General features: G+C 61.5%; 21 protein-coding genes. 8 read left to right on the forward strand and 13 right to left on the reverse strand.

The features are described 5' to 3' along the window. Positions 1–27: 27 nt before the first annotated feature. The 6 genes from pufB (at position 28) to dxs (ending at position 5583) form a co-directional block, all read left to right on the forward strand. Positions 28–183 (forward strand): light-harvesting antenna LH1, beta subunit, encoded by a 156-nt coding sequence (pufB, locus tag Q1A75_RS12095; protein ID WP_039688894.1) that lies wholly within the window; start codon positions 28–30, stop codon positions 181–183. A gap of 9 nt (positions 184–192) precedes the next feature. Continuing rightward, entirely contained in the window at positions 193–351 is a 159-nt protein-coding gene (pufA, locus tag Q1A75_RS12100; RefSeq protein WP_189371632.1) for a light-harvesting antenna LH1, alpha subunit, read from the forward strand. Between the two features lie 142 nt (positions 352–493). Then, a complete protein-coding gene (gene pufL, locus Q1A75_RS12105) occupies positions 494–1357 on the forward strand; it encodes a photosynthetic reaction center subunit L (RefSeq protein ID WP_299555622.1) in 864 nt (287 codons plus the stop codon). Positions 1358–1361: 4 nt separating this feature from the next. Beyond that, complete coding sequence (pufM, locus tag Q1A75_RS12110; RefSeq protein ID WP_299555620.1) at positions 1362–2354, forward strand: photosynthetic reaction center subunit M; 993 nt, start codon at positions 1362–1364, stop codon at positions 2352–2354. Positions 2355–2356: 2 nt separating this feature from the next. Next, on the forward strand, positions 2357–3445 hold the full coding sequence (pufC, locus tag Q1A75_RS12115; protein WP_299555618.1) for a photosynthetic reaction center cytochrome PufC: 1089 nt from the start codon (positions 2357–2359) through the stop codon (positions 3443–3445). A gap of 206 nt (positions 3446–3651) precedes the next feature. Next, a complete protein-coding gene (dxs, locus tag Q1A75_RS12120; RefSeq protein WP_299555616.1) occupies positions 3652–5583 on the forward strand; it encodes a 1-deoxy-D-xylulose-5-phosphate synthase in 1932 nt (643 codons plus the stop codon). A 126-nt stretch (positions 5584–5709) separates the two neighbouring features. On the opposite strand, the gene Q1A75_RS12125 is transcribed toward dxs, so the two are convergent. The 13 genes from Q1A75_RS12125 to Q1A75_RS12185 all read right to left on the reverse strand — a co-directional run bounded on the left by Q1A75_RS12125 (position 5710) and on the right by Q1A75_RS12185 (position 18057). Further along, complete coding sequence (locus Q1A75_RS12125; protein WP_299548457.1) at positions 5710–7062, reverse strand: tetratricopeptide repeat protein; 1353 nt, start codon at positions 7060–7062, stop codon at positions 5710–5712. A 10-nt stretch (positions 7063–7072) separates the two neighbouring features. Continuing rightward, positions 7073–7864, reverse strand: coding sequence for an alpha/beta fold hydrolase (locus Q1A75_RS12130; RefSeq protein WP_299548454.1), 792 nt, complete (start codon positions 7862–7864; stop codon positions 7073–7075). Next, positions 7851–8855 carry a P1 family peptidase gene (locus Q1A75_RS12135; RefSeq protein ID WP_299548451.1) on the reverse strand — a complete coding sequence of 335 codons (1005 nt, stop codon included), beginning with the start codon at positions 8853–8855 and terminating at the stop codon, positions 7851–7853. Before Q1A75_RS12135 ends, Q1A75_RS12130 begins: the two co-directional genes overlap by 14 nt. A gap of 59 nt (positions 8856–8914) precedes the next feature. Next, positions 8915–9265 (reverse strand): cupin domain-containing protein, encoded by a 351-nt coding sequence (locus tag Q1A75_RS12140; RefSeq protein WP_299548448.1) that lies wholly within the window; start codon positions 9263–9265, stop codon positions 8915–8917. A gap of 150 nt (positions 9266–9415) precedes the next feature. Continuing rightward, positions 9416–10303, reverse strand: coding sequence for a sulfotransferase domain-containing protein (locus Q1A75_RS12145; RefSeq protein WP_299548446.1), 888 nt, complete (start codon positions 10301–10303; stop codon positions 9416–9418). Between the two features lie 5 nt (positions 10304–10308). Next, positions 10309–11049 (reverse strand): SDR family oxidoreductase, encoded by a 741-nt coding sequence (locus tag Q1A75_RS12150; protein WP_299548443.1) that lies wholly within the window; start codon positions 11047–11049, stop codon positions 10309–10311. Further along, positions 11039–11896, reverse strand: a complete 858-nt coding sequence (locus Q1A75_RS12155) for an alpha/beta hydrolase (protein ID WP_299548440.1) — start codon at positions 11894–11896, stop codon at positions 11039–11041. The genes Q1A75_RS12150 and Q1A75_RS12155 overlap by 11 nt, the downstream gene beginning before the upstream one ends. Continuing rightward, entirely contained in the window at positions 11896–12612 is a 717-nt protein-coding gene (locus Q1A75_RS12160; RefSeq protein WP_299548438.1) for an SDR family NAD(P)-dependent oxidoreductase, read from the reverse strand. Before Q1A75_RS12160 ends, Q1A75_RS12155 begins: the two co-directional genes overlap by 1 nt. Before the next feature lie 27 nt (positions 12613–12639). After that, the gene (locus Q1A75_RS12165) at positions 12640–14082 is read right to left on the reverse strand and encodes an aldehyde dehydrogenase family protein (RefSeq protein ID WP_299548436.1); all 1443 of its coding nucleotides are present in this window, start codon (positions 14080–14082) and stop codon (positions 12640–12642) included. Then, positions 14079–15656, reverse strand: a complete 1578-nt coding sequence (locus Q1A75_RS12170) for an ABC transporter ATP-binding protein (protein WP_299548434.1) — start codon at positions 15654–15656, stop codon at positions 14079–14081. Before Q1A75_RS12170 ends, Q1A75_RS12165 begins: the two co-directional genes overlap by 4 nt. Then, a complete protein-coding gene (locus Q1A75_RS12175; RefSeq protein WP_299548431.1) occupies positions 15653–16468 on the reverse strand; it encodes an ABC transporter permease in 816 nt (271 codons plus the stop codon). Before Q1A75_RS12175 ends, Q1A75_RS12170 begins: the two co-directional genes overlap by 4 nt. Then, positions 16465–17412, reverse strand: coding sequence for an ABC transporter permease (locus tag Q1A75_RS12180; RefSeq protein WP_299548428.1), 948 nt, complete (start codon positions 17410–17412; stop codon positions 16465–16467). The genes Q1A75_RS12175 and Q1A75_RS12180 overlap by 4 nt, the downstream gene beginning before the upstream one ends. 12 nt (positions 17413–17424) lie before the next feature. Further along, positions 17425–18057 (reverse strand): TetR/AcrR family transcriptional regulator, encoded by a 633-nt coding sequence (locus Q1A75_RS12185; RefSeq protein WP_299548425.1) that lies wholly within the window; start codon positions 18055–18057, stop codon positions 17425–17427. Positions 18058–18126: 69 nt separating this feature from the next. On the opposite strand from Q1A75_RS12185, the gene Q1A75_RS12190 reads away from it, so the two are divergent. Together Q1A75_RS12190 and Q1A75_RS12195 are read left to right on the forward strand one after the other, a co-directional pair. Beyond that, positions 18127–18696, forward strand: coding sequence for an NAD(P)H-dependent oxidoreductase (locus Q1A75_RS12190; protein WP_299548422.1), 570 nt, complete (start codon positions 18127–18129; stop codon positions 18694–18696). A gap of 38 nt (positions 18697–18734) precedes the next feature. Continuing rightward, the gene (locus tag Q1A75_RS12195; protein WP_299548419.1) at positions 18735–19826 is read left to right on the forward strand and encodes an acetoin utilization protein AcuC; all 1092 of its coding nucleotides are present in this window, start codon (positions 18735–18737) and stop codon (positions 19824–19826) included. Positions 19827–19839: the final 13 nt, after the last annotated feature.

The raw sequence follows: 19839 nt of genomic DNA on the forward strand, positions 1-19839 counted from the left end.
TCAGCATTGATTTCCGGAGGAATGACTATGGCTGAAAACCTGTCTTTTACAGGTCTTACAGACGAGCAGGCGCAAGAATTGCACGCTGTCTACATGAGCGGGCTCTGGCTTTTCACAGCCGTGGCCGTTGTCGCTCACTTGGCAACGTACATCTGGCGTCCCTGGTTCGCGAACGGTTGGTAAGGACAAGACATGGCAAAGTTCTACAAGATCTGGCTCATTTTTGATCCTCGCCGCGTGTTCGTTGCGCAAGGCGTCTTTCTGTTCCTGCTGGCAGCGATGATTCACCTCGTCCTGCTGAGCACGGAGCACTTCAACTGGTTCGAGCTGGCTGCCCAAGGCGCCCAGTAAGAGCTGGTCCGAAGGGATCATCAAGATCGCTGCGGGCGGGGCAACAGTGCGCCCCCGCCTGCCCGCAGCAAACCCATTCTGACACTACCAAGACGGCTGACGACCCGACCCGGGCCGCGCCGCCAAACGCGGAGATAGAGAGATGGCCTTGCTGTCCTTCGAACGAAAGTATCGCGTCCGCGGAGGGACGCTGATCGGCGGCGATCTGTTCGACTTCTGGGTTGGCCCTTTCTACGTGGGCTTTTTCGGGGTCACGACCGCCTTTTTCGCCCTTCTGGGCACTATCCTGATTTTCTGGGGCGCATCCCAACAGGGTACCTTCAATCCATGGCTGATCAACATCGCCCCGCCGGACCTGAGTTACGGTCTGGGCATGGCGCCCCTGCTGGAAGGCGGGTTGTGGCAGATCATCACGATCTGTGCCACCGGCGCGTTCATCAGCTGGGCCCTGCGCGAGGTTGAGATTTGCCGCAAGCTGGGGATGGGATATCACGTCCCCATCGGTTTCAGCTTTGCCATTCTGGCCTACATGACGCTGGTCATCTTCCGCCCCTTCCTGATGGGCGCGTGGGGGCATGGGTTTCCGTATGGGATCTTCAGCCACCTCGATTGGGTGAGCAACACCGGCTACGCCTATCTGCACTTCCACTATAACCCCGCGCATATGCTGGCCGTCACGTTGTTCTTCACGACCACGCTGGCGCTGGCGCTGCACGGGGCGCTGATCCTGTCGGCGGCCAACCCCGAAGAGGGCGAGCTGGCCAAGACACCTGATCACGAGGACACGTTCTTTCGCGACTTCATCGGTTATTCGATCGGCACCTTGGGCATTCACCGGCTTGGCTGGCTTCTGGCCATCAACGCGGTGTTCTTCAGTGCGGTCTGCATCATCATCTCTGGCCCGGTCTGGACGTCCGGCTGGCCCGAGTGGTGGAACTGGTGGCTGAACCTGCCGATCTGGGGCGCTGATCCGCTGCCTGTCTATCAATCCGGCTTTGGAGGGTAAGGATATGTTCAATATCGAATATCAAAACATCTTCACCCAGGTCCAAGTTCAGGGGAACCCGGAATGGGGTATGGACGACAGCGGCGAGATGATGGCCGAGCGGGGCGGAAAGCCTTGGTTCTCGACCCTCGCTGGCTGGATCGGCAATGCGCAGATCGGACCTATTTACCTCGGCTGGACCGGCATGGTGTCGCTGGCGACGGGCCTGATCTGGTTCGTAATGGTCGGCATCAACATGCTGAGCCAGGTTGGATTCAGCATCCCCGAGTTCATCCGCCAACTGTTCTGGCTGGCGCTTGAGCCGCCATCGCCGGAATATGGGCTTAGTATGCCGCCACTGGACGAAGGGGGCTGGTACATCATCGCCTCATTCTTCCTGCTGGTGTCGGTGATGACGTGGCTCTTGCGCAGCTACCTGCTGGCGGCTGAGCACAAGATGGGCAAGCATGTGTTCTGGGCCTTTGCGGCTGCTGTGTGGTTGTTCCTGGTGCTGGGTCTGTTCCGTCCGGTCCTGATGGGATCGTGGAGTGAGGCCGTGCCTTACGGCATCTTCCCGCATCTCGACTGGACCACGGCGTTCTCGATCCGCTACGGCAACCTCTATTACAACCCGTTCCACGCGCTGAGCATCGTGTTCCTCTATGGCTCTGTCCTGCTGTTCTGTATGCATGGCGGCACCATTCTGGCTGTGACCCGCTATGGCGGCGACCGCGAGTTGGAGCAGATCTATGACCGTGGTACGGCGACCGAGCGGGCGGCCCTGTTCTGGCGCTGGACCATGGGGTTCAACGCCACGATGGAGGGCATTCACCGCTGGGCCTGGTGGTTTGCGGTGCTGACCCCGATCACGGGCGGCATTGGCATCCTGCTGACCGGCACGGTGGTCGACAACTGGTTCATCTGGGCGCAGGAGCACAACTTTGCCCCCGCCTATGACGGTGCATATGGCTACGAAGACTACGGGTCGTACGAAGCCTTCATCGGGAAGGAGGACTGATCATGCTGCCCAAGTGGTTCAATGAATGGAACAAGGCCAATCCGACCAATGTGTTCGGGCCGGCCATCGCCATCGGCATTGTTGGCAGTGCTGTCTTTGTCGCCGCGCTCTTGGTGACATGGGGCAACCCGGTCCAGACCGAGAGCATGCAGACGGGTCCACGCGGCACGGGCATGTCGGTGCCGGAATACAACGTTGCCCGCACTGCCGAGGATCCGACGGTGGCGGACTACAGCTCGGCCCCGCCGGTTGTCCCCGGGGCGGGTGCTGCCCGTGCCGGTGATGTCATCGACAATGCCGAACCGTTGCTAGCCGATCTGACACCTGAAAACTACGAACGCATCGTGAATGCGATGCGGACGTGGACGGGCATCAGCGTGCTGTTTGATGGCGAGGAAAACTACCAGACCGTCGTGGCGCGGCGCATGATCCAGATGACCCAGAACCTGAACGAGAACTGGGCGGGCCATGTCAACGTGAATGGGGATGCAGGTGTGAACTGCTATACCTGTCACAGGGGCGAGGCTGTTCCAAGCGACGTCTGGTTCAATGTCACGCCGGTCAATGAAAATGTCGGTGGTTGGGCTGCGGATCAGAACCGCGCCACGTCGATGAGTTCATCGACCTCGCTACCCTCAACGGCGTTGGAGGTTTACCTGACCGACTATGACAGCCAGGTGAATGTGCATGATCTGGAAAGCCGGGTGGCCGGTGTGCCGGGTCTGGATGACGATGTTCACACGATCCAGAAGACCGAGATGACGTTCAGCCTGATGAACTATTTCTCGAACTCGTTGGGTGTGAACTGTGTCTTCTGCCACAATAGCCGGGCGTTCTATGACGGGGCGCAGGTGACGCCGCAGTGGTCGACGGCCCAACAGGGCCGCCAGATGGTGATCGAGCTGAACCAGGAATACCTGATCCCGCTCAAGGACATTTACCCTGCCGAGCGCCTTGGCCCGATCTATGCCGATGCGCCCAAGGTGGGCTGCCGGACCTGCCACAAGGGGTATCAGAAACCTTTGCAAGGTATGAACATGGTGGCGGATTGGCCTGAACTCGCGTCGACCGAGGCGCCTGTTTACGAGTGATGTGGCGGGGGCGGCGCAGCCTGCCCCCGTGACGCCAGGCGCGGGTCGGTGGCTTCCTTGACCCACGCACGGGATCGATGATCCCGGTTCCCTTCCTGTTGGCTACAGGAACCTGGCGTCGTGCTTGAACCCTCAGGCGCGACGCCTTTTTGCCCCAAGGGTCTGCTTGGCAAGGTGGGTGGGGCGAGTTGAAAGGACGTGCGCCCATGACCGAGAACATTGCAAAGACACCTCTGTTGGATACCGTGGCTGGCCCCGCTGATTTGAAGCGGCTGAGCGACGATGAGCTGTCCCGTTTGGCCGTTGAGTTGCGTGGCGATGTGATCGATGCCGTCAGCCGGACAGGTGGGCATTTGGGGTCCTCGTTGGGCGTGGTTGAATTGACCGTTGGCATTCATGCCGTGTTCGACACCCCGCGTGACAAGCTGATCTGGGATGTCGGCCACCAGTGTTATCCGCACAAGATCCTGACCGGGCGCCGTCATCGTATGGGCAGCTTGCGTCAGAAGGACGGTATCAGCGGGTTTACGAAGCGGGCCGAGAGCGATTTTGATCCCTTTGGGGCCGCGCATTCCTCGACGTCGATTTCTGCTGCGTTGGGCTTCACCGTGGGCCGCGACATGGGCATGCCGACGGGCGATGCAGTGGCTGTCATCGGGGACGGATCGATTTCGGCGGGCATGGCCTATGAGGCGTTGAACAATGCCGGGCACGAGGGGCGGCGGTTGTTCGTGATTCTGAATGACAACGAGATGTCGATTGCTCCACCTACGGGTGCGATGAGCACGTATTTGTCGAACCTGTCCCGCAATTCTCCCTTTGCGCCGCTGCATGCCATTGCCGAGGGGATGGAGGCGGCGCTGCCCAAGCCGATGCGCGACGGGGCGCGGCGGGCGCGCGAGATGGTGACAGGCGTTGAAAGTCGCGGCACGTTCTTTGAAGAGCTGGGATTTGACTATATCGGCCCGATTGATGGGCATGACATGGGCCAGGTGTTGTCAGTGCTGCGTGCTGCGCGGACGCGGGCCACCGGGCCGGTACTGATCCATGCTTGCACGGTCAAAGGCAAGGGCTACGCCCCGGCCGAGGGATCGGCGGACAAGTATCATGGTGTGTCCAAGTTCGACGTGGAGACCGGTGAGCAATCCAAGGGCAAGAGCAATGCGCCGTCTTACACGTCTGTCTTTGGCGAGACGTTAGCCGATCTGGCGGCGAAGGACCCGTCGATCGTGGCCGTGACCGCCGCCATGCCCTCGGGCACCGGTGTCAACAAGATGGCCGACCGCTTTCCGGGTCGCGTGTTTGACGTGGGAATTGCTGAGCAGCATGGCGTGACCTTTGCCGCCGGGATGGCGGCGTCGGGGTTGAAGCCGTTTTGTGCGATCTATTCGACCTTCCTGCAACGCGGTTATGACCAGGTGGTGCATGACGTGGTCTTGCAGCGCCTGCCAGTACGGTTCGCCATCGACCGCGCGGGGCTGGTCGGGGCCGATGGGGCCACCCATGCAGGGTCATTTGACATTGGGTATCTGGCGTCCTTGCCGGGGATCGTGGTGATGGCAGCTGCGGATGAAGCGGAGTTGGTGCATATGGTGACCACTGCCGCGGCCCATGACAGCGGGCCAATTGCTTTCCGTTATCCACGCGGCAATGGGCGTGGGGTGGAGATGCCGGAACAGGGAGAGGTGCTGGAGATCGGCAAGGGCCGGATGATCCAGGAAGGATCGGACGTGGCGCTGTTGTCGCTGGGCACGCATCTGGATGCCTGCGAACGTGCCGCCGCCCGGTTGGAGGCAGAGGGGCTGTCGGTGTCCATCGCGGATGCGCGCTTTGCCAAGCCGTTGGATGTGGAGATGATCCGTGATCTTGCCGCGCGACATGAGCTGCTGGTGACGGTGGAGCAGGGGGCCATGGGTGGATTTGGGGCGATGGTGCTGCAGGCCATGGCGGCCGAAGGGCTGCTGGATCAGGGCCTGAAGGTGCGCACGATGCATCTGCCTGACCGGTTCATTGATCAAGCCAGCCCGGATGAGATGTACGAGGATGCCGGTCTGACGGCGGCGGATATTGTGAACACCGTGCGCGATGCCGTGAGGCGGGCCGAGAGCAATGTGGTTGATCTGATCGCGGGAGAGTAAGGCCTCGCTCATTCGACCTTCAAGTGCCGCTCGACGTCTTTGCCGGAGAGTCCGAATTCCCTGTTTCAAAAAAATCCCCGCCGGAGGCTCCGACGTTAGCTGTTGGAGCCTCCGGCGGTCGTATTTTCAGTCAGAAGAAACACGCGCCCGGGCTGCGGCCGCCTGCTCAGGCAGTCCGGACTTTTCGTAAACCCCTGCCAGTATGGTGTTGAGCGGAATGCCATCGGGATCGAAGGTGCGGCGCATTTCAAGGACTTGTTGCGCCTGTGATGTGCGGTCCGCGCGGATCAGCGCATCGAGGTGTATTTGTTCGAAGAGGTCACGTTGGGCGTGGCTGCCGCCACATTCGGCGAGGCGGGGCAGAGCCTTGCCCAGAAAGCGGATGCAATCGTCGTAATCCTCAGCCGCATGCGCGGCGATGCCATGGGCGGCCCAAAGGGCGACGTCGCGCCAGACGTGCCAGTCGTGTTTGCTTTCATCCTCCGCGCGCGCTTCGATGGCTTTCAGCAGCGTTTCACCTTCGGGGCGGTGGGTGCGGCCAAGCGCGTAGAGGTATTGCAGCGTAAGGAACGGGCTGACTGTGTCGGCGCCCCGCTTTGCGACATGGTCAGCCACGTCCTGCCAGCGGTTGCCGACTTCGATCCCGGCAAATTCGATCCGGGCGAGCAGTGAGACTGCACCAGCCTGATCCTGCGAGTAGTCCTTGTTCACGCCCCAGACATGGGTGTCGTAGGCGGCCAGCAAATCGTCGGTGCGCCCTGCGGAGATGTAGAACAGCGCCAGATGCCACCAGTTGTGCGTGTGCATGAAGCTGTTGAGGTCGGCCCAATGGTGGGCGACGGATTCCAGAAATGCGGTGCCCTCGGCCACTTGGCCACGAGTGAGGTAGATATGGGCGAGTGCGTGGTGGGCCCAGGGTTCGCTTTTGTCCAATGACAGCGCGTGGCGTGCGGCGGCTTCGGCATCATCCAGCAGGTGGCATTCCTCGAACCCGAAGGCCCGCATGCCGTGGGCATAGGCGATGTCATCGGCCCCGGGCTGGGCCTTTTGTGCAACCCGTAACATGGCGGGGAAGTCGCCGATGTTGAACGTGTGGTATTGGCCCAGTTTCAGCATGACCATATCGCGGGGATAGGCGCTGACCGTGGCCTCGCACAGCTGGATCAGCTTTGGGATGTCGCCAGCTATGAAGAGGCGGGCCGCCTCGACCGCGGCCTGTTCACGGGGTGTGAGATCGTTGGCGTTGAGCGCATTGTCGAGGAAGGGTTGGGCCAGTTTCGGCGCTGCGGGCGCTTCGAGCAGCATGTAGAGGATCGCGGCATAGGCGTTGGCGAGGCCGTTGCCTGGGTCGGCCTTGGCAGCTTTCAGCACATTCACGGCCTTGGTCTGAAAGCTGATGAAGCCATGTACGAAATCGTCGATCCCTTGGCGGGTTGCGTCATTGGTGCAAGTGATGGGCAGGCCGTAGAGGTCTTGCATGATGTCCCCCTCAGATCGGGTGTTTGGCCGCGTAGGCGCGCAGCAGCTCTGCCACTTGATCGGGGGCGTCCCAGTGGATGGAGTGTCCGGCCCCCTCGAGGATGTGGTGCGGCAGGTGGCTGAGCACGGCAAGGATGTGATCGGGTGGCACGATAAGGTCCAGCGCGCCTATCAGCACTTGTGTGGGGCATGTGGGGCTGGCGAGTGCCGTGCCATCGAATCCGCGTAGGGCTGTGAGCTGGTGCTCCATCGCGTCAGCAGATTGCGCATGGGGGTAGGCGAGGCTGTCGGCCACGGCCTGATCGACGGCCGCGGGGTCGTGGTAGACGCGCGGATTGAACAACCATGGAAAGAGGGCGCGCAGCCATATGTCTTTGGGTGCTGTGCTGCGCCGGATGGCGATGAGTGTTGCGAAGAGTTCGGTGTTGCGGGGCAGGCGCACGGGGGCGGAGGCCGCGATATGGGTGGATGCCATGCGGTCCGGCACCTCTTGGGCCATGTGCAATGCGATGATGCCACCCATGGAGTGGCCGATGGTGTGATAACGGTCGTGCCCCAGATGGGTCATCAGGGCGAGCGCGTCCTTGCACATCAGGTCGATGGAGACCGGCGCATCCCAGGGGTTCGTTCGCCCTGTCGTGCGGTTGTCCGGCGTGACGCAGGTGAAGTGATCCCGCAGCAGCGGTATCAGCGGTGCCCAGCTGGCATGGTCTGACATGAACCCCGCCACCATCAGCAGCGGTGGGCCGTTTCCGGTGACCTCGTAGTGCAGGGCGATGTCGTCGCGCTCAAGTATCGGCATTGAGCTGGCTCCAGGTGGGAAGAAGATCGTTTGGCGCAGGTGTGGCCGCATACACCCCGCGTGCAATGGCACGGCTAAGGCAAAGGGCAGCGGCGTGTCCGATCAGGGCGAGGTCCACCGGGGTGGTCATTGGTCTGGTGCTGGTTGAGATGCTGAAGACGAGGTCCCCGTCGCTTGGACTGTGGGCGGGTACGCAGGCGCGCGCGATCCCGTCATGGGCCGCGATGGCGACCCGCTGGCATTGTGCCTTGTCGAGCGTCGCATCCGTTGCGACGATTGCGATAGTCGTATTGGCGCGCTCCAGCATCGCCGTAACCTTGCGGCTGTCATAGCTGCGCCCCAGTCCCGCGTTCCGGTCGGTCCCGAGCCCGCCGAACTCTCTATCAATCTCGAACGGGGCGGCCCAGAAGTGTTTGTCCCCCGGTGTGGTGACGCTGCCCATCGGGTTGGCAGCCACCAGCGCCCCCACGGTGATCCCACTGTCGAGGGTGAGCGACGCTGTGCCGAGCCCGCCTTTCATCATTGCCGTCATGGCGCCTGTGCCTGCGCCGATCGTGCCGATGTCGGTGCGCGTATCTGCAGCCTCGAATGCAGCCCGCCCCAGAGCCGGGTAAGGTGTGTCGGTCCAGTCTTGATCGCCACCGGACAGTAGGTCGAAGATGATCGCGCCCGGCACCAGCGGGATGATAGCATTGCCCACCCGGTAGCCGCGTCCCTTGTCCCGCAGCCCTTCGACCACGCCGGAACAGGCGTCGAGGCCGTAGGCGCTGCCGCCTGCCAGCACCAGAGCGTCCACTTGCGCCACGGATTTGTCTGGCGCCAACAGGTCTGTTTCGCGTGTGCCCGGTGCGCCGCCCTGGACTGAGACCGAGGCCGTGAAAGGTGTGTCTGCCGTCAGCACTGTGACGCCGGATTTAAGCCTGTCGTCTTGCGCGTGGCCGACCTTGAGCCCTTCGATGTCCGTGATCGCGTTTTGCGGCCCTGGGGTCATTTTGATTTCGTGCCTCCGGCGGGGATTTTTTGAAACAGGGAAGGAGTGACCCGTTCGCTCTAGATGCGGGGCTTTGGTGCCGCTGTGGCTGGATCGCCGGTGTTGGGCACACCTTTGGGTTCGATCAGGAGGACCTTGCATTCCCGCTCCGCACGGGGGCGATGTATGATGCCCTTCGGCACAACGAAAAGCTCGCCCGCTTTGACCGGGTGGCTTTTGTCTTCGATATCCATCGTCATCTCGCCGCTCAGGACGAGAAAGAAGTCATCGGTGTCTTCGTGCAGGTGGAAGGGGAACTCACCCTCGAATTTGACCACCATGACATCGTTGTCGTTGTAGTCGGCGATGACATGCGGGTCCCAATGAGTGTTAAACTGGGCCAGCTTGGCGTTGAGGTCGATGGGTTTCATTCCGGTCTCCTGTCCGGGGTCTATCATGCCGGAATGCGAGCTATCTACAATAGTTGGAATGGATGTGCGCGCAGTGCTGTCCGGATCAAATATGCTGGAAGAAGCTGGCATTTGCGACAGAGCAGTATTCTTGTGCAGGACGCTCCCCATTTAGTTGAGCGCGTGCATCCCTGCGCCATACTCCAGCCACGCCCGCTCCTCGGGTGCTAGGTATGTGTCCATCATTGCGTCGTATGCGCTCAACTCTTTGTCCTTTAGTTTGCCAACCCATTTCCCACTTGATCCGCTGTGGAAAAACGCGGTGTCCGACTTCATGAACCCTTTGCCGCCGGAGGGAGCGAAACGTTCGGCATTTGCCTTCATATTGCTGAACGTCGCTGCCTGCACCAATTGATCTAAGACGTGAGGCGCATGCGTGATATCCAGCAATTCGGCCACTTTGGCAAAAATGCCCGGCAAGTCACGGGACATATCCGCGTAGTGAAACATCGACACATTAGGCCGATCCGCCAAGGCTGCGGCGGCTTTGTAATGCTGTATGATATGCGCAAGCGGCATGGCATCACCATCAAACCCTTCGGCTCCACCATCCAGAAAGCGGCGAAACGTAATGCCATCGGCATCCTCCTCCGGGTACCAGTGATCAAACCATGACATCGGGACGTTGCGCACATGTTTGCGATACGAAAAATGCGCATCAAGTGGATGGCGAAACACGCAAAGGTACTGCGCATGATCGTCCAATGGCAGCCCGTCCATAGGCGTGTGGCTTTTCATACTGCGTCTGTGGCTCATTGCTTCGAGCCTCTCGGCGACTTCCGGCATCTCACGGATGCGAATGTCGACCCAAGGCATTCTGATGGAGAGTTCTGTTTCGACCTCGGGATCACCAGAGAACAGCAGGGCCACGATGGTCTGCATCCACGTGGTTCCACATTTTGGAGGCGTGACAACAAAGACGTCATCGGGGCGAGTGTCGACCATATCCCAACGTCTGTTGTCGGTTAATGGGCCAAGGTAGAGCTTGCGATTGGTCATATCGGTCAGATACACCGCCCGCCGTCCACTTCGAGCGCCACACCCGTAATCATTGACGCTGCGTTGGAGCACAGGAACGTGGCTGCCGCGCCCATGTCCTGCGGGGTGGAGAAGCGGCCAAGGGGGATGGTCGAGAGGAACTTGGCGCGGGTTTCTGGCGTGTCTTCGCCCATGAAACTTTTTAGCAGGGGCGTTTCGCCTGCCACCGGGTTGATCGCGTTCACGCGCACGCCGTGGGGGGCAAGTTCGACCGCCATCGCCTTGGTTGCGGTGATCATCCAGCCCTTGGACGCGTTGTACCAGTTGAGCCGGGGCCGCGGGCTGACGCCCGCGGTGGAGGCGACGTTGAGAATGGCACCCGCCCCGCGGTCTTTGAAGTGAGGTACAAGGCTGCGGGCGGTAAGGTAGACCGACTTGGCGTTGACCGCCAGCACGCGGTCGAAGTCGTCTTCGCTGACGTCTTCCATGGCTTGGGGCAGGTGGGTGATGCCCGCGTTGTTCACTAGAATGTCGAGATGGCCAAACGTGCCAAGCGCTGTGTCCGCGAGCGCGTGGACCGACGTGCCGTTCGCGACGTCGACCTGTGCTGCATGACCGCCGATGTCCTTTGCAATCACTTTCGCCCCGTTGCCGTTGATGTCGGCGACCATCACCGAGGCCCCTTCGGCAGCAAAGGCGCGCGCGATCCCCTCGCCAAAGCCGCTGGCCCCGCCCGTGACGATCGCCGTTTTGCCTTCAAGCTGCATCTGACACCCCCCAGATGAAATTCCGCATGAGCGTATAGAACGCCTCTGCCGCGTCAAAGTCGACGGTGTGGCCCGCGTTGTCCAGCAGGTGGTAGAGGGCGTCAGGCAGGTGTTGTGCGATTTCAGCGCCGAAAGGATGGGGCATGATGGGGTCTTGTTTGCCCGAGATGACGAGGGCGGGGCAGGTGATCTTTGCAAGCCCGGGGCGGAAGTCGAACCGCCCATGTTCGTTTTTTGGCCCATTGAAGTGCGTGGCGACCGGGTTCTTGACGATCATGCGCGCGACCATGTCCTGGTTCAGACCCTTGATCGAATAGAGCGGGAAACAGGTGTCGAAATAGGCTTGCCTGCGCTCTGGCGTGGGGTCGGACCAGTAGGTGCGCGCGACCTTACCGGCCTTCGCTCCGCCGATGCGCGTGAAAGCGTCGAACACCGCTTCGAAATCCACGTGGGCTGCCGTGACTGACAGAATAAGCCCCGGCAGCCGACCGGGGTGCCGCGTCGCAAAGGATTGCGCGACATAGCCGCCGAAGGACGCGCCGTAGATGATGGGTTTCTCGACCCCCAAAACGTCGCACAGTCCGGCGACGTCATCGCCCCATTGCGCTAGGGTCCATGTTTCGGGATCGCCATCGTCCGACCGCCCGTTTCCGCGATGATCGACATAGACGATCTGGCACAGGTCTGAGAGTTGGCCCAGATGCGGTTTGTAGATCGAATGATCCGCCCCCGGACCGCCATGCAGGGCGATGAGCGTGGGCTTTTCGCGCATGGTCGGTCCGTCTGGGACAAGGCCTGCGCCCTCTATGTCAACATAGAGCCGAACGCCGTTTACCTCGATCCGCATTACGCCGTCGCCCTCCCGCCCGATTGGTCGAAACAGAACCCAGTGGTGAAACTGGCCTCGTCCGAGGCGAGCCAGCAGGTCATGGACGCAATCTCTTCCACTGTGCCGAAGCGGCCCATGGGAATCTTGGACTGCATAAAGTCGATATGCTCTTGCGTCATCTGGTCGAAGATGGCCGTGCGCACCGCCGCCGGAGCGATGGCGTTGCAGGTCACGCCGCTGGTCGCTAACTCCTTGCCCAGTGATTTGGTCAGGCCGATGACGCCTGCCTTCGAGGCCGAGTACGCAGGGGCGTTGGGGTTTCCCTCTTTCCCGGCGATCGAGGCGATGTTGATGATCCGCCCCCACCCTTTGGCCCGCATCATGGGGGCGGCTGCGCGGTTGCAGTAGAAGACGGCGTTCAGGTTCAGGTCATGCACTTTTAGCCATTCTTCGACGGGATAGTTCCATGTGGTTGTGTTTGGCCCGGTGATCCCGGCAGAGCAGACGAGGATATCCGGGTAGGCCTCTTGCATGGCATGGTCCACCGCCCCAGCGTTTGTGACGTCAATCTGGCGGGTGTCCATTTCCAACGCGGCAAGGGCGTCGGCATTGATGTCCCAGACCTCGACCGTGCCGCCTTCGGCCTTGATCCGTTCCGCGATGCCATGACCCAAACCCGCAGCTCCGCCAGTGATGACTGCTTTGCGACCTTGAAAGCGTTTTTCGAAGATCATGGGGTGTCCTTTCTATACTGCACGACCTCAGTCATGATGGGCTGCCACGGTTTTCAGAGTGGAGAAACCATAGAGCGCTTCGAAGCCCTTTTCGCGGCCATGACCGGATTTTCCGATACCGCCAAAGGGCAGTTCGACCCCACCTCCCGCGCCGTAGTTGTTGATGAAGACCTGGCCCGAGCGCAACGCCTTGGCCAGCCGCATCTGCCGTCCGCCGTCGCGCGTCCAAACGCTGGCGACAAGGCCGTAATCGGTGTTGTTGGCGATGCGCAGCGCCTCCTCCTCCGTATTGAATGGGATCAGCACCTGCACTGGACCAAAGATTTCGTCGCGCGCAAGGGTGTGGTCCGGTGGGACGTTTTCGAACAGTGTGGGGAGGACATAGGCGCCGCTATCGGGTGCATCTTGCAAGCGTCCCTGTGCGGCAATGGTCAGGTCCGCGCCCCGTGCAAGGAACCCTTCGACAATTTGTTTCTGTCGGGTCGAGATCAGCGGGCCGATGCGCAGGTCATCAAGTGCGGGGCCAACCGTGAGGTTGGCGTAGGCATCGGACATAAGGCGGCGGACTTCGTCATAAACTCCGCGCTGCACAAGGATGCGGGATGAGGCGGAACAGGTCTGTCCGGCGTTCTGGATCCCTGCATTCACGAGGAAGGGCAGGGCGGCATCCAGATCGGCATCGTCAAACACCAGCTGCGGGGATTTGCCGCCAAGTTCCAGCGTCACTGGCACCACGTTGGCCCCTGCGGCCTGCTGGACCAGCGCGCCAGTGCACACCGAACCGGTGAAGCTGATATGCCGGACTCCCGGATGCGCAGCCAGCGCTGCACCTGCTTCGGCCCCCAGACCGGGGACGACGTTCAGTGCGCCGTCGGGCAGGCCAGCCTCGGCTGCGATATAGGCAAAGGCGAGGGCGGTCAGGCAGGCTTCTTCTGCTGGTTTCAGGACACAGGCGTTGCCCATCGCAAGGGCTGCGCCAACTGACCGCCCGATGATCTGCATTGGGTAGTTCCATGGCACGATGTGGCCCGTGACCCCATGCGGTTCGCGCAGGGTATAGACGGTGTAACCATCCAGATAGGGGATAGTTTCGCCGGTGATCTTGTCCGCGGCACCCCCGTAAAATTCCATGTACCGGGCAAGTGCCACGGCGTCGGCGCGGGCTTGGGTGAGCGGTTTGCCGACATCCAGCGCCTCGAGTGTGGCGAGGTCGTCGACCCGGTCCAGCACGCAACGCCCGATCTCGGTCAGGATACGCCCCCGTTCGGTGGCCGTCATGCGTCCCCAATCGCTTTCACGCGCTGCGTGAGCGGCTGCCACGGCGCCATCGATGTCCTGCGCTTGCCCGCGCGCGATCCGGGCCAGATCGCTACCATCCGACGGGTTGATGAGGGGGAGCGTGTCACTGGCCGCGCGCCATGTGCCACCGATCAGCATCAGCGAGGGGTCGAACCAGAGGGCGTCGATCATGGAAGGCTCCTTGCGCGTGTTGTTTCATGGGGTGGCAATTGCGGCGCGGCGTCAATCAATTGCCTTGTGTAGGGGTGTTGCGGATCGCTAAAGACAGCTTCGGTCTGGCCTGCCTCCACGATCCTTCCTTTCTGCATGACCATCACCCGGTCGGTGATCGTGCGCACTACGCTCAGGTCGTGGCTGATGAACAGGTAAGTCAGATCGTACTGGCGACAGAGATCCGCAATCAGGTCGAGGATTTGCGCCCGTACCGAGACATCGAGGGCGCTGACCGCCTCGTCAAAGATCACCAGTTCAGGGCGGATGATCAGAGCGCGTGCAATGGCAAGGCGTTGCCGTTGCCCGCCCGAGAATTGGTGGGGGTACTTCTGGGCATCGTCCGGGGAAAGGCCCACATCTGTCAGGGCGTAGGCGATCCGTTCCTCGCGGTCAGTCGGAGGCGTGTCCAGCAAATGGAACGGTTCAGTGATCAGGCGGGCGACGCGGTGACGGGGGTTGAAGCTGCCGTAAGGGTCCTGAAAGACCACCTGCATCTTGCGCCTGACAGACGGGTCAGTGACGGGCGTACCATCCAGCGTGATCGACCCGCCCTGCACCGGCTCAAGCCCGAGGATGGCGCGCGTGAGGGTGGACTTGCCACATCCGCTTTCTCCGACCAGCCCGATCCGTTCGCCGCGCTTTACATCAAAGCTGACCTCGTCCACCGCACGATGTGTCCCCGCGGGGACAAACAGTTTCGTGCGGGGCAGAGTGTAGTCGCGCACGACATCCTGAACACGTAACAGCGGAGCTTGCTCCGCCCCGCCCGGCAGATCGACGCGGTGGTTGGAGGCGGCCAGCAAGGCTTGGGTATAAGGGTGCTGCGGGTCGGCCAGTAAGGCGGGCGTGTCGCCCGCCTCGACCACTTCACCATGACGCATGACGACGATCCGGTCGGCCATCTCGGCCACGACAGCAAGGTCGTGGGTGATCATCAGCAGACCCATCCCATCCTCAGCGGCAAGGCGTTTGAGCAAGGTCAGGATTTGGGCCTGCGTGGTGACGTCAAGCGCCGTGGTGGGTTCGTCTGCAATCAACAGCTTGGGTCCGCACGCGATGGCAATGGCGATTACAACGCGCTGACGCTGTCCGCCGGACAGCTCATGCGGGTAGCGGGACAAGGGGATACTCTCTAGTCCCACACGGTCCAGAACCTCCCGCGCGCGGCGTTGCGGGTTGAGTTCGGGCCGGTGCAGGCGCACCGTTTCGGAGACTTGGTCGCCGATGGTCTGCACCGGATTAAGCGCTGTCATCGGCTCTTGAAAAACCATGCCCGCGAGGTCGCCGCGCAAGGTGCAGAGCGTGGTTTCATCCAACTCCAACATCTCGTGGCCGTCGAGGCTGATGGTCCCCGTTGCTTCGGACTGAGGGGGCAGCAATTGCATCACGGCCAGCGCTGTCATGGACTTGCCCGACCCGCTTTCTCCGGTGACGGCGACAACCTCCCCCGGTGTCAACGACAGCGACACGTCGCGCAGGATCGGTGCGCCCGCGATGGACAGTGACAGGCCGGTGATGGACAGAAGGCTCATACCCGCGCCACCCGCAGTTTCGGATCAAGCGCATCCCGCAACCCGTCGCCCAAAAGGTTCAGACCAAGCACTGTCAGGATGATCGCCATCCCCGGCCCCAGCGCCATATGGGGCGCGATGCTGACCAGTGTTTGCGCATCTGCCAACATCCGGCCCCAGCTGGGAGTGGGTGGTTGTGCGCCGAGACCGACATAGGACAAGGCCGCTTCGGCCAGTATCCCCAAAGAGAACTGGATCGTGGCCTGCACAATCAGCAGGTTCGCGATGTTGGGCAGGATGTGTTCGACACTGATGCGCGCGGCCCCCTTACCTGCCACACGCGCGGCAAGGATGAATTCGCGTGCCCAGAGGGGCAGGGCACCGCCACGTGTGACGCGCGCGAAGACGGGGATGTTAAAGATGCCGATGGCGATGATGGCGTTGATTGCGCCTGCACCGAAGACGGCGGTGATCAGGATGGCGATGACCAGTGATGGAAAGGCAAAGATCATGTCATTGCCGCGCATGATGACCTCGTCCACCCAACCGCCTTGCCGCGCGGCGGCCCACAGGCCCAAGGGAACACCCAACCCGATGCCGATGCCCACCGCGACGCAGGCCACGGCGATGGATGTGCGCGCACCCACCATGATCATCGAAAACATATCACGCCCGAAATGGTCCGTGCCGAACCAGTGTGTGCTGTTCGGGGTTTGCAGCTTGTCGGGGATGTTCATCGCGCCATGATCAAACGGAGTCCAGACAAAGGACAAAAGCGCTGCGATGACCATGAGCGCCGACAGCGCCCCGCCAAGGATCAAGGCCCGGTTCATGTGCGCGCCCTCAGCCGTGGATCGACGGCGGCATAGGCCAGATCGACGAGGAAGTTCACCATGATCACCGCAAAGACGAGCAGCATTGTCACGCTCTCCACCACGATCAGATCGCGGGCCGAGATACTTTGAAAGATCAGGCGTCCGAGGCCCGGCAGGTAAAACACCTGTTCGATGATGATCCCACCCGCGAGCAGGAACGAGAATTGCAGCCCAAGGATCGTCAGTACCGGGATCATTGCATTGCGCAAGCCGTGACGGCGCAGGGCGGCACCACGGCTCAGCCCCTTGGCGCGGGCGGTGCGCATGAAATCCTCATCCAGCACATCCAGCAGGGACGAGCGCATGACGCGCGCAAGGATCGCTGCTTGCGGCAGTGCAAGCGCGATGGCGGGCAGGGTGAGCGATTTCATCGCCGCCCAGCCCCCTTTATCCCAACCCGCGAACCCTCCGGCGCTGAACCAGCGCAGGTTGATTGCAAAGATCAGCACCAACATCATCGCAAACCAGAAATTCGGGATGGCGATGCCCACTTGGGTCGCGCCCATCACACCCACATCACCCGCCTTGCCCCGGCGGGAAGCTGCATAGATACCAGCGGGAAAGGCGATGATCGTGGACAGTGTCAGCGCATAGAGCGCAAGGGGCAAGGACACCCAGAGCCGGTCTGCAATCATCTGTGTCACGGGGGTGCGGTACTGGTAGGACGTGCCGAAATCGCCCTGCAGCATGCCCCCGACCCAAGAGAGATATCGTTGCCATTTCGGCTGATCGAGGCCTAGCTCTGCCCGCAATGCGGCCAGCGTATCTTCTTGCGCATTGATCCCCAGCATGAACGAGGCCGGATCACCGGGCGCCACTTCGATCACTGCAAAGATCAGCAGCGACGCAATGGCGAGGCTGATGGCGAGTGAAACGAGCCGTTTGAGAGTGTAGCGCAGCATATGGCTGCGACGTTAGGCGGGCGGATCAGTGCAGGCAAGCACGTCCGTGAGCGCACCCAGATCGCGCGCGAGCGTGGCCATGGCCATCCCTCGGATCGTGGCGATGTAGCAGTCCTGCGACCAGCCGCAGGTTTGTGTCAGGTTTTCCCAATTCCGGACGGACAGTATGGTCCACAACAGGTCGGTGGCCTGCTCTATATCCGTGCCCGGGGGTAGGGTGCCGTCCTCGGCCAGTGCCGAGATGGCGGCTGAACAGCCTTCACGCATGTCCTGCATACGGGTGTTCCAGGCAGCGGCCGCTTCGGCATCGGTGTCCGTGACGGCCATGATGGCACGGGCCACGCCATAGATCTTGGGGATGTAGTTGCCCCATGCCGTGACAAAGGCGTCCAGCCGCTCAGCGCCAGACCGTGCGCCCCGGCTGGGGGCAAGGCCGGTATCAATATCGTTCAGCCGGTCCTGATAGCGCGTTGCCGCCACCAGCAGGTCGGTCCGGCTGGGAAAGTGCAGATACACCGCTTGCCGGCTGATCCCCGTCGCCCGCGCGATGTCGGACATCGTCGGCAGTTTTGCATCGGGCGCTTCCAGCAGCTTCAGGGTCGCCTGCAGAATTTTGGTCGGGGTATCGATTGGCTCACTTGACATGCTGTCAAGAAGCACATAGTTGACACGATGTCAATTTACACAGTGTCAAGCAAACGACGGAGACATCACATGACCAAAAAGGTTTTCATCTGGGTGGCGCATCCCAAGGCCGGATCGCTGAACGCAGCCTTGGCGGAACGCTATGCGCAAGGAGCCCGGGCCAAGGGGGCCGAGGTCCGGATCATGCACCTGTCGGACATGGACACAGAACACGGCTATGACGCAGATGCGCCCGTTTCGCCTGATGTGCAGGCGTGGCAAGACAATGTCCGCTGGGCCGATCATGTGATGATCGTGCACCCCTACTGGTGGGGCGCGATGCCCGCGCAAGCCAAAGCGGTGATGGATGCGGGGCTGCAATCTGGATTTGCTTACAAGTATCATGGGCGCGGTCTGGGCTGGGACAAGCTGCTTGAGGGCCGGACGGGTGACGCGATCATCACGGCCGATACACCGCCATGGGTCGACACGGTGCTCTACCGCAGTCCGGGCCGCCGCGTGATGCGCAACCAGGTCATGAAGTTCGTTGGCGTGAAGCCTCGCAACGTTGTGATGCTGGGATCGGTCAAACTGGCCAAGCCCGAAAAGATCGCAAATTGGCTGAAGCGGGCCGAGGCAATGGGCGCTGCGGCGGCCTGACCCCTCGCCGCAGTGGACAGGACCGTTATGTATGGGTCATGAAACGCCCCTTGTTCATTGGCTCCGAGATTTATCGCGGATCGTCCTACGGGTCGTGGCACCCCTTGCGGGTGCCGCGGGTGTCCACGGTCATTGACCTGAGCCGCGCGATGGGGTGGTTGCCAAACGAAGCCTATGTTCCCAGCCCACGTGCCAAGCCAAACGCACTGACCATCTGGCACACACAGGCGTACCTGTCGGCCTTGCACGCGGCCGAAACAGCGCAGCATGTGAGTGATGACGTAAGAATCCGGCACGGTTTGGGTACGTCCAACAACCCGGTCTTTCCCGAGATGTACCGCCGTCCTGCCACGGCAGCGGGGGGATCGCTGTTGGCAGGTGAACTGCTTCGTGATGGAGGAATTGTCTATCACCCAGCGGGCGGCACACATCACGCGATGCCGGATCGGGCCGGGGGGTTCTGCTATCTCAATGATCCGGTGCTTGCGATCCTTGCCCTGCAGCGGAACGGGGCTGCGCGTATCGCCTATGTGGATATTGACGCACACCACCCGGATGGGGTCGAGGTCGCCTTTGGCGATGACCCGGATGTGCTGATGATCTCGGTGCATGAGGATGGGTTGTGGCCGCGTACAGGCGCGCTTGGAGCGATGGATAGCTTGGTCAACGTACCTGTTCCACGAGATCTCAACGATGACGAAATGGCCTTGATCCGGGATCAGGTCATCTTGCCCCGTGTTGAGGCATTTCGACCGGACGCCATCGTCATTCAATGTGGCGCCGACGGGGTCGAGGAAGACCCCCAAGCGCATTTGTCCCTGTCCAACAACGCACATTGGGCCATTGTGCGCGATCTCATGGACCTCGCCCCGCGGCTGTTGGTGCTGGGCGGCGGTGGCTACAACCCTTGGTCCGTGGGACGTCTGTGGACTGGCGTTTGGGCCACGTTGAACGGGTACGACATTCCCGACCGCGTCACCCCCGACGGCGAGGACGTGCTGCGTGGATTACGCTTTGATGGCAACCGGCGCGGCAAAAACCCACCAGAGCAATGGTTTACGTCGCTACAAGACACCCCCCGCAACGGCCCGATCCGGGAAGAGGTGCGACACCGTCTCGCGCAACTCTGATCCCCATTCACTT

It is taken from the genome of uncultured Tateyamaria sp. (assembly GCF_947504105.1).
GTDB lineage: Bacteria > Pseudomonadota > Alphaproteobacteria > Rhodobacterales > Rhodobacteraceae > Tateyamaria.